At 33.4% G+C, this 7,912-nt stretch carries 8 protein-coding genes; 1 reads left to right on the plus strand and 7 read right to left on the minus strand.

Features of this window, described 5'->3' with window-relative positions; genetic code table 11:
- The first annotated feature begins 103 nt into the window (after positions 1-103).
- Entirely contained in the window at positions 104-1,216 is a 1,113-nt protein-coding gene (locus KO504_RS16675; RefSeq protein ID WP_252723726.1) for a polysaccharide lyase, read from the plus strand.
- Positions 1,217-1,449: 233 nt separating this feature from the next.
- Here the strand turns inward: KO504_RS16675 and groL are convergent, their stop codons facing one another.
- The 7 genes from groL to KO504_RS16710 all read right to left on the minus strand — a co-directional run bounded on the left by groL (position 1,450) and on the right by KO504_RS16710 (position 7,838).
- A complete protein-coding gene (gene groL / locus KO504_RS16680) occupies positions 1,450-3,081 on the minus strand; it encodes a chaperonin GroEL (RefSeq protein WP_215928772.1) in 1,632 nt (543 codons plus the stop codon).
- Positions 3,082-3,196: 115 nt separating this feature from the next.
- On the minus strand, positions 3,197-3,472 hold the full coding sequence (locus KO504_RS16685; RefSeq protein WP_215928773.1) for a co-chaperone GroES: 276 nt from the start codon (positions 3,470-3,472) through the stop codon (positions 3,197-3,199).
- Positions 3,473-3,623: 151 nt separating this feature from the next.
- The gene (secG, locus tag KO504_RS16690) at positions 3,624-3,971 is read right to left on the minus strand and encodes a preprotein translocase subunit SecG (RefSeq protein WP_215928774.1); all 348 of its coding nucleotides are present in this window, start codon (positions 3,969-3,971) and stop codon (positions 3,624-3,626) included.
- Between the two features lies 1 nt (position 3,972).
- Positions 3,973-4,926, minus strand: a complete 954-nt coding sequence (locus KO504_RS16695) for a hypothetical protein (protein WP_215928775.1) — start codon at positions 4,924-4,926, stop codon at positions 3,973-3,975.
- A 3-nt stretch (positions 4,927-4,929) separates the two neighbouring features.
- Entirely contained in the window at positions 4,930-5,433 is a 504-nt protein-coding gene (locus KO504_RS16700; RefSeq protein ID WP_215928776.1) for an LptE family protein, read from the minus strand.
- A 152-nt stretch (positions 5,434-5,585) separates the two neighbouring features.
- Positions 5,586-6,851 (minus strand): sigma-54 interaction domain-containing protein, encoded by a 1,266-nt coding sequence (locus KO504_RS16705; protein WP_215928783.1) that lies wholly within the window; start codon positions 6,849-6,851, stop codon positions 5,586-5,588.
- 48 nt (positions 6,852-6,899) lie between these two features.
- Positions 6,900-7,838, minus strand: a complete 939-nt coding sequence (locus tag KO504_RS16710) for a hypothetical protein (protein ID WP_215928784.1) — start codon at positions 7,836-7,838, stop codon at positions 6,900-6,902.
- Between the last annotated feature and the right edge of the window lie 74 nt (positions 7,839-7,912).

The raw sequence follows: 7,912 nt of genomic DNA on the forward strand, positions 1-7,912 counted from the left end.
GTTAAGATCTAGTATTCGTTTTAAACAAATTTAATATCAGCAAGTTGGGATTGGGTTTTAAAATAAGCAGTAAGAAAATACCAGTATTTTTAGTCTTTTAAATATGAAAAAATGTGTCTTTCCAATCTTAATAGTTGTTTTATTATTCGCTTTAAATAGTTGTAATAAAAATGATGAAACTACAGAACCAATATTAACAGATATTTCTATAACATCATCTGAAAGTTTAATTGCTTGGGCAAACAATGATGATTTGATGCAAAAACTAGACAATGCATTATATTATAATTACGGAAATGCGCTTGAGAGTGAAACTGAAAAACAACAAATTTTTAATGCAGATACAACTCAGGTAATTGCAACAATAGATTTTAAAATAGGATTTCAAAATACTTACAACGACTTAAATCCAAATAATAATTTAGTAACAATTCAACTGATAAAGAATGTTGAAAACCCAAGTCCGCAAGGAGTAGAACTAAAAGCTGACGGACCCGGAAATACCTACGATTTAATTACTTCAATATTAGCACCTGGTTATAATCCAATAGAAGTGCCAGATTGTAATCATCCAGAATTTGGGGACCATATTGATGAGCTTTTTGATAGTGAGTTAAACACAAATGTTTTTCGGTTTTATATGCATGCTTCTCCAGACAACGACCGTTGTATCAATTTTGATAGACAACGAAATGAGATAAAAACGTATGACCAATCTCCAGATAATTTATTAGGAGTAGACAACGAAAAAGTTGTTTACAAATGGAAATTCAAATTAAAATCAGGATTCCAAACGTCTCCAAATTTTACGCATTTACACCAGTTAAAATCTGTAGGAGGATCTTTGGCTAGCATGCCAATGTATACTTTAACAGCGCGAAAAGGAAATCCGGATAAACTAGAATTACGCTATGCCGAAACAGATGACCAAAATACCCTTGCAGAAACAGATTTAGCACCTTTTGTAGATACTTGGTTAGAGGTTACCGAAATCATAAAATATGGTACATCAGGAACCTATGAAATTGAAATAAAAAAAGTGAGTGATAATACAATTTTGTTTGCCTATTCAAATATTTCAATTATAAATTGGAGAGCTGGAGCAACTTTTGTACGACCAAAATGGGGCATTTACAGGAGTTTATTAAATGCGCAGGATCTTAGAGATGAAGAGGTGTTATTTGCCGATTTTAGTATTACAGAAATAGACGAGTAATTTTGCTGGTTTTGTAATAGGAACCAGAGTTTAAAGACCTCGTGGTATGTGTTTGTTTCTTTAGTTTAGGTTGGTAGCAATTTCTGTAATAAGAATAATGGATTAGATTTAAAAATCTAATGAATTTATTCCAAAACAAAAGCCTTTGATATAAATCAAAGGCTTTTAAATTTATAACTGTAGTTTAACTTTGTTCACTAACAGTTTTATACATTAGGTATCGATGTTTTTTATTACATCATTCCTGGCATTCCGCCTCCACCCATTGGTGGCATAGCAGGTGCGTCTTCTTTAATATCTACTAAAGCACACTCAGTAGTTAAGATCATACCAGCTACAGAAGCTGCATTTTCTAAAGCGATACGTGTAACTTTCTTAGGATCGATGATACCAGCTTTAAGCATGTCTACGTAAGTTTCAGTTTTAGCATCGTAACCAAAATCCTTCTTACCTTCTAATACTTTATTGATAACAACAGAACCTTCTCCACCTGCATTTTCTACAATAGTACGTAAAGGTGCTTCAATAGCTTTATTTACGATTTGTACACCTGTTGTTTCGTCTAGGTTATCTGTTGTGATTTTCTCTAAAGTTTTCTTAGCTCTTACTAAAGCAACTCCACCACCAGCAACGATACCTTCTTCAACAGCAGCTCTTGTTGCGTGTAAAGCATCATCAACGCGGTCTTTCTTTTCTTTCATTTCTACTTCAGAAGCAGCACCAACATAAAGTACAGCAACACCACCAGCTAACTTAGCTAAACGTTCTTGAAGTTTTTCTTTATCGTAATCAGATGTTGTTGTTTCTATTTGAGCTTTTATTTGGTTGACACGTGCTTTAATATCAGCCGCTTTACCTTCACCATTAACAATTGTTGTGTTATCTTTATCAATCGTTACTGTTTCAGCAGTACCAAGCATAGAAAGATCTGCGTTCTCTAAAGAGAAACCTCTTTCTTCAGAAATAACAACACCACCTGTTAAGATTGCGATGTCTTCTAACATGGCTTTACGTCTGTCACCAAAGCCAGGTGCTTTTACAGCAGCAATCTTCAATCCACCACGTAGTTTGTTTACAACTAAAGTTGCTAATGCTTGTCCTTCAACATCTTCTGCGATGATTAATAATGGACGACCAGATTGTGCAACGGGTTCTAATATTGGAAGAATTTCTTGTAAGTTAGAAATTTTCTTATCAAATAATAAAATGTATGGATTTTCTAAATCGGCAATCATTTTATCAGCATCTGTAACGAAGTAAGGTGATAAATAACCTCTGTCAAACTGCATACCTTCAACAACGTCAACGTAAGTTTCCATTCCTTTGGCTTCTTCAACAGTAATAACACCTTCTTTACCAACTTTTCCGAAAGCTTTAGCGATTAAATCACCAATAGTATCATCGTTGTTAGCAGAAATTGCAGCGACTTGCTTAATCTTGTCAGAATCGCTACCTACTTTTTTAGATTGCTTATCTAAATCTTTAACGAGTGCTTCAACAGCTTTGTCTATACCTCGTTTTAAATCCATTGGGTTTGCACCTGCGGCAACGTTTTTAAGTCCTTCTTTTACAATAGCTTGAGCCAATACAGTTGCCGTAGTTGTTCCATCACCAGCTAAATCGTTGGTTTTAGAAGCTACTTCTTTTACCATTTGAGCTCCCATGTTTTCAAGCTCGTCTTCAAGCTCAATTTCTTTTGCTACAGAAACACCATCCTTAGTCACCTGTGGTGCACCAAATGATTTTCCAATAATGACGTTACGGCCTTTTGGTCCTAACGTTACTTTAACTGCATTTGCTAGAGCATCTACACCGCGTTTTAATCCGTCGCGTGCTTCAATATCAAATTTAATATTTTTTGCCATTTTTTTTGTTTTTGCTTTTAACTGTTAGTTGTTGGCTACCAGCTAAATTGTTAATTTACAACTGTTTTATTTGTTAATACGCTAAAGGCTAAATACGCCCAAAGCCAAATACTTTTTAGATTATTGCTAAGATGTCGCTTTCACGCATCATTAAGTAATCTTTACCTTCTAGTTTAAGTTCAGTTCCACCGTATTTTCCATAAAGTACAGTATCACCAACCTTAACTGTTAGTGGTTCGTCTTTTTTTCCATTTCCAACGGCTACAACTGTTCCTTTTTGTGGTTTTTCTTTTGCGTTATCTGGAATAATAATTCCTGAAGCTGTTTTAGTTTCAGCTTCCTTAGGTTCAATTAGAACACGGTCTGCTAAAGGTTTAATGTTTAAACTCATTTTGTTGTATATTTTTTAGTTGTTTAATTAATAAATTACGCTTTAGCGTAGTTCGAAAATTATGCCAAGACAGAAAGTCTGACAAAGTTTCAGATATAAAAAAAGCCAGCTGAATGAGCTGGCTTAGTGTTGTTTTATAATGAGAGTTTAGTTAACCTCCTATTGAATCGTTTGTTGTAGCTGAATTGTTAGTTGGAGCTGGTGTTGAAATTGGCATTTCTGTTGATTCATTAGTATCTAAAGCTTTAGATTCTGTACTTCCGCCAGAACCAATTGTAAGATTAGATGCTAAGATTAAAACAATTAATGCTGTTGCTAAAAACCAAGTACTCTTATCTAAAAAATCACCAGTTTTTTGAACTCCTCCCATTTGCTGTGTGCCACCACCACCAAAAGATGATGATAATCCACCTCCTTTAGGGTTTTGTACCATAATGACTACGACAAGTAGAAACGCAACGATTACTATTAGTATTAAAAATATTGTAAATGCACTCATTTTATATTGTATTATTATCTTTTAGTTCTTTTACCAATTTTATTTGGTGTGCAAAGAAACTACTTTTTTCTGGATATTTCAAACTTAAAATCTTGTAAGATTGAATTGCCTTATCGTAGTTTTTTTGTTCTAAATAAATTCGTGCCAAAGTTTCAGTCATTAAACTGTCTGAAATAGGATTGTCATTGTTGACTAGCTTTGGTTTTGGAGCATTGCTAGAAACAGGTTTAATCTTTGGGTTTTCACTAATAAATTTATCTATAATTGCAAGTTTGTCTTGCAATGGTGTAGCTGGTTCTTGCTCTAAATCTTCCTTTTTAGATTCTGTTTTAGGTTCAATTTTTGTTTCAGTTTCATCTCGTACAATTGGTTTGAAACTTGTGATTTTTAACCATTCTGTAAATGAATGGTTTTCAGATTTATCAAAATCTAAAGGTTTACCAATATTAAGTTGCTCTTCGGCTGTAATGTTTTTTACATCTACCGAGATAATAGAGTCTTCTAATTTTAAAGATTGCGGTTCTGTTTTAGGTTCGGGCATAGGTTTTGCCTCGAATAAACCAGGGTCTAAAACTCCTTCAGTTGCTTTAATATGTTCTTTTAAAGCGTCGTCTATAGTTACACTTTTGTTAACAGAGATGTCATCTATTTCATTAACTTCTATAGATTTTAGATGCTCTATGTTTTGTTTAATATGTTCAGATATTTCATTCTGATTAAAAACCTCAGAAGTAATGTAGTCAAATAATACACTACGATCTGTAGTGTGTGCGGCCGTAACTTTTAACGCATTATTGTATTTGTAGCTTTCCTTTTGTTTTAAACCTTTAAGGTAAAGTGCTTTTAAGGGTTGGAAATAAGGATATTGCTTAATGGCAGAAGCTAATACTTCGGTTTGAGATGCTGTTATAGCTTCTGGGTGTTGTAATAAATATGTGAGTTCTTGAAGCTGCATGTTTTACCAATCTGCTAATGAATCGTTAAGAATATCTTGTGTGAGACGTTCTAAAATCTCTTCATGTGCTGTATCTTTTATGCTTCCTGTAAGTTGATCGTTGGCTGGGTAATCATAAAAGAAAGAAAAGCGTTTTTCAAAATCCTTTTCTTCATTCTTTGTGTTGATGTAACGCACATTTACACTTATAGTTAATCTGTTTTGCGCAGCTGTATTTTCTGCAGTTGCTGTCATTGGCGAAATACGGTATTCTGTAATTTCCCCTTCATAAATAACTTCGCCTCCTGTAGTTACTAAATTGGCACTTGTTTGGTTAACGATGAGGTCTTCGAGCGTGTTTTTAAATAATTGATCTAGACCTGGTTCTACTAAATCGGCATTATTTTGAAAGAAATTTACCTGAAATGTTTCAGGTGTTTCTGTAATACCAGTAAATGAATAGTTGACTTTACATCCAAAAGTTGTAAGACAAATCGTTAATATAAAAATGTATTTTAAAATTTTCAATTAATAAATATTTGGTTATTCATAGTTATAAAAGCGTAAATATAGCCTTCATTTACTTATGTCTAAATTATTTTTATTGATTTGATGGCACATTTATCACAACTAGTTCTCTAATAACGCAAGTTTAGTTATGAATGTTTTACAAACTTATCTTAAAGATCAAATTGTTTAATTTTTCTATATAACGTACGCTCACTGATGCCTAGTTCAGCAGCAGCTAGTTTACGTTTACCACTGTGACGTTCTAAAGATTTCTTAATTAATTCTAATTCTTTGTCATGTAAAGATAAAGTTTCTTCTTCTTCTATTTCTTCTGCAAAATGATATTTGTCTTCTACATCAGAAACTATAGATTCGTTCGTTTCTGTGCGCTGTGGTATAGATAAAACTTCTAAATCTTCAACAGCAGCATCAAAAGCTTCGTCTTTATCGTCTCCGTAAATTTTTTGAATTAGATGCTCGTTGTCTTTTTGAACCTCAGATACACTTCCTTTTTTCATGAGTTCCATGGTGAGTTTTTTAAGATCGTTTAGATCACCCTTCATGTCAAATAAGACTTTATATAAAATCTCTCTTTCACTACTAAAATCACTTTCAGATTTAGAACTGTTTACTACAGCTGGTAAATTACTACCTGTATCTGGTAAATAATTCTGAATTGTGACACCATTTATAGTTCTGTGCTGTTCTAAAACAGACACTTGTTCTGCAACATTTCGTAATTGACGAATGTTACCATTCCAGCGGTATTTAATGAGTAAGTTAACGGCGTCGTCTGTTAGCTTTACCGTTGGCATTTTATATTTTAGAGCAAAGTCACTAGCAAACTTTCTAAATAACAGATGAATATCTTCTTTACGCTCTCTAAGTGGAGGTAAATTGATTTCAATAGTACTTAATCTGTAATATAAATCTTCTCTGAATTTTTCTTTTTTAATGGCTTCAAACATGTTAACGTTTGTCGCAGCTACAATTCTTACATCTGTTTTTTGAACCTTACTAGACCCTACTTTTATAAACTCGCCATTTTCTAAAACACGTAGTAAACGTACCTGAGTTGTTAATGGTAACTCTCCAACTTCATCTAAAAAAATAGTACCTCCATTAGCAACTTCAAAATATCCAGAACGTGTTGCTGTTGCTCCTGTAAAAGCACCTTTTTCGTGCCCAAACAGTTCACTGTCAATAGTGCCTTCTGGTATTGCTCCACAGTTTACGGCAATGTATTTGCCGTGTTTTCTGTGTGATAATTGATGAATAATTTTGGGAATACTTTCTTTTCCAACACCACTTTCTCCTGTGACTAATACCGAAATATCAGTAGGAGCAACTTGTATTGCTTTTTCGATAGAACGATTGAGTTTAGGGTCGTTTCCTATAATGCCGAAACGTTGTTTTATGGCTTGAATAGATTCCATATTAAATGATCACAATGTTGAGATTCTCTTTTTTAATTATTTATAAGGTTAATTTACGTAAGTAAATCTTTCGTTGATGGTTGCTGATAATTCTGGGCTAGAATTAAAATCCATATCACGTTTTGTAATTCTACCTGCGCTATTATATTCTAAATCAAAAGTGGCGCTCTCTCCATTAAAAGTTGCTGCATTCCAGTTGTTGGTAGAAAGAAATTGAGCTATTTGTGGACCAATTTCATCAGAATACTCATCGCGTAAAAATGATAGAAGGTAGTTATCTTCATAAACCACTTTTAGAGGATTTATATTATTGTCAAACTGATATGTTGTATTGCTTTGTGTTTCTCCTGTTGTTGTACTGCTTGTAATATTACCAGCTGTATTGTAAGATATTGTTTCGGTTTGAATAGACACATCACCATCAAACGATTCTTTTTTAATTACACGGTCTGAACTATCTACTGTGAATACAGTAGAAATTGTAGAGCCTACTTTAGTTCTTGTGATGGTGTTACCATCGTAGGTGAAATTATAATTGTAATCGTCAAAATCATCTTCGTAATAGTCATAAGTAATATTAGATACAACTCCATTCGTATAGGTAATTATATATTCATTTGTAGTTACACCTGCAGAGTTTACAGAGATATCACTAATAATTTGTCCAGAACCATTACGGGTAATTTGTTGGTTTTCGGTTACAAATGGACTTCCGCTTAAAGATACCTGATTAACAGCTGAAGCAATTTTGTTGTTGCTAATACTAAAGTCTGATTTAGTGTTGGTTTGAACAGGAGTACCAAAAAAGTCAAAGCTAAGTTCTGTGTCTAACTCATATAATGATAGCGTTAAGTCTCCGCTTTCACTACCATTGTTTCCACCACCTCCGTTGCTGCCGCTGCCTTGAGTGTATGCAGGATCTAAAGGTTCAACGTCACAAGCTGTAATTACAGTAAGGGTGAGTAATAATAAGATTAGTTTTTTCATTGATGTTTTAATTTTTTTAATTCTCATAGCCATGAGAACCTAGTTGGACTTAATAGTTTTTTTTTTTTTTTTTT

The organism is Winogradskyella psychrotolerans (assembly GCF_018860565.1).
In the GTDB taxonomy this organism is placed as follows: Bacteria; Bacteroidota; Bacteroidia; order Flavobacteriales; family Flavobacteriaceae; genus Winogradskyella; species Winogradskyella damuponensis.

Bases quoted from the DNA above. Each gene is read 5' to 3' on its own strand.
- KO504_RS16675 (WP_252723726.1), top strand. From the start codon at position 104: ATGAAAAAATGTGTCTTTCCAATCTTAATAGTTGTTTTATTATTCGCT.
- groL (WP_215928772.1), bottom strand. From the start codon at position 3,081: ATGGCAAAAAATATTAAATTTGATATTGAAGCACGCGACGGATTAAAA.
- KO504_RS16685 (WP_215928773.1), bottom strand. From the start codon at position 3,472: ATGAGTTTAAACATTAAACCTTTAGCAGACCGTGTTCTAATTGAACCT.
- secG (WP_215928774.1), bottom strand. From the start codon at position 3,971: ATGAGTGCATTTACAATATTTTTAATACTAATAGTAATCGTTGCGTTT.
- KO504_RS16695 (WP_215928775.1), bottom strand. From the start codon at position 4,926: ATGCAGCTTCAAGAACTCACATATTTATTACAACACCCAGAAGCTATA.
- KO504_RS16705 (WP_215928783.1), bottom strand. From the start codon at position 6,851: ATGGAATCTATTCAAGCCATAAAACAACGTTTCGGCATTATAGGAAAC.
- KO504_RS16710 (WP_215928784.1), bottom strand. From the start codon at position 7,838: ATGAAAAAACTAATCTTATTATTACTCACCCTTACTGTAATTACAGCT.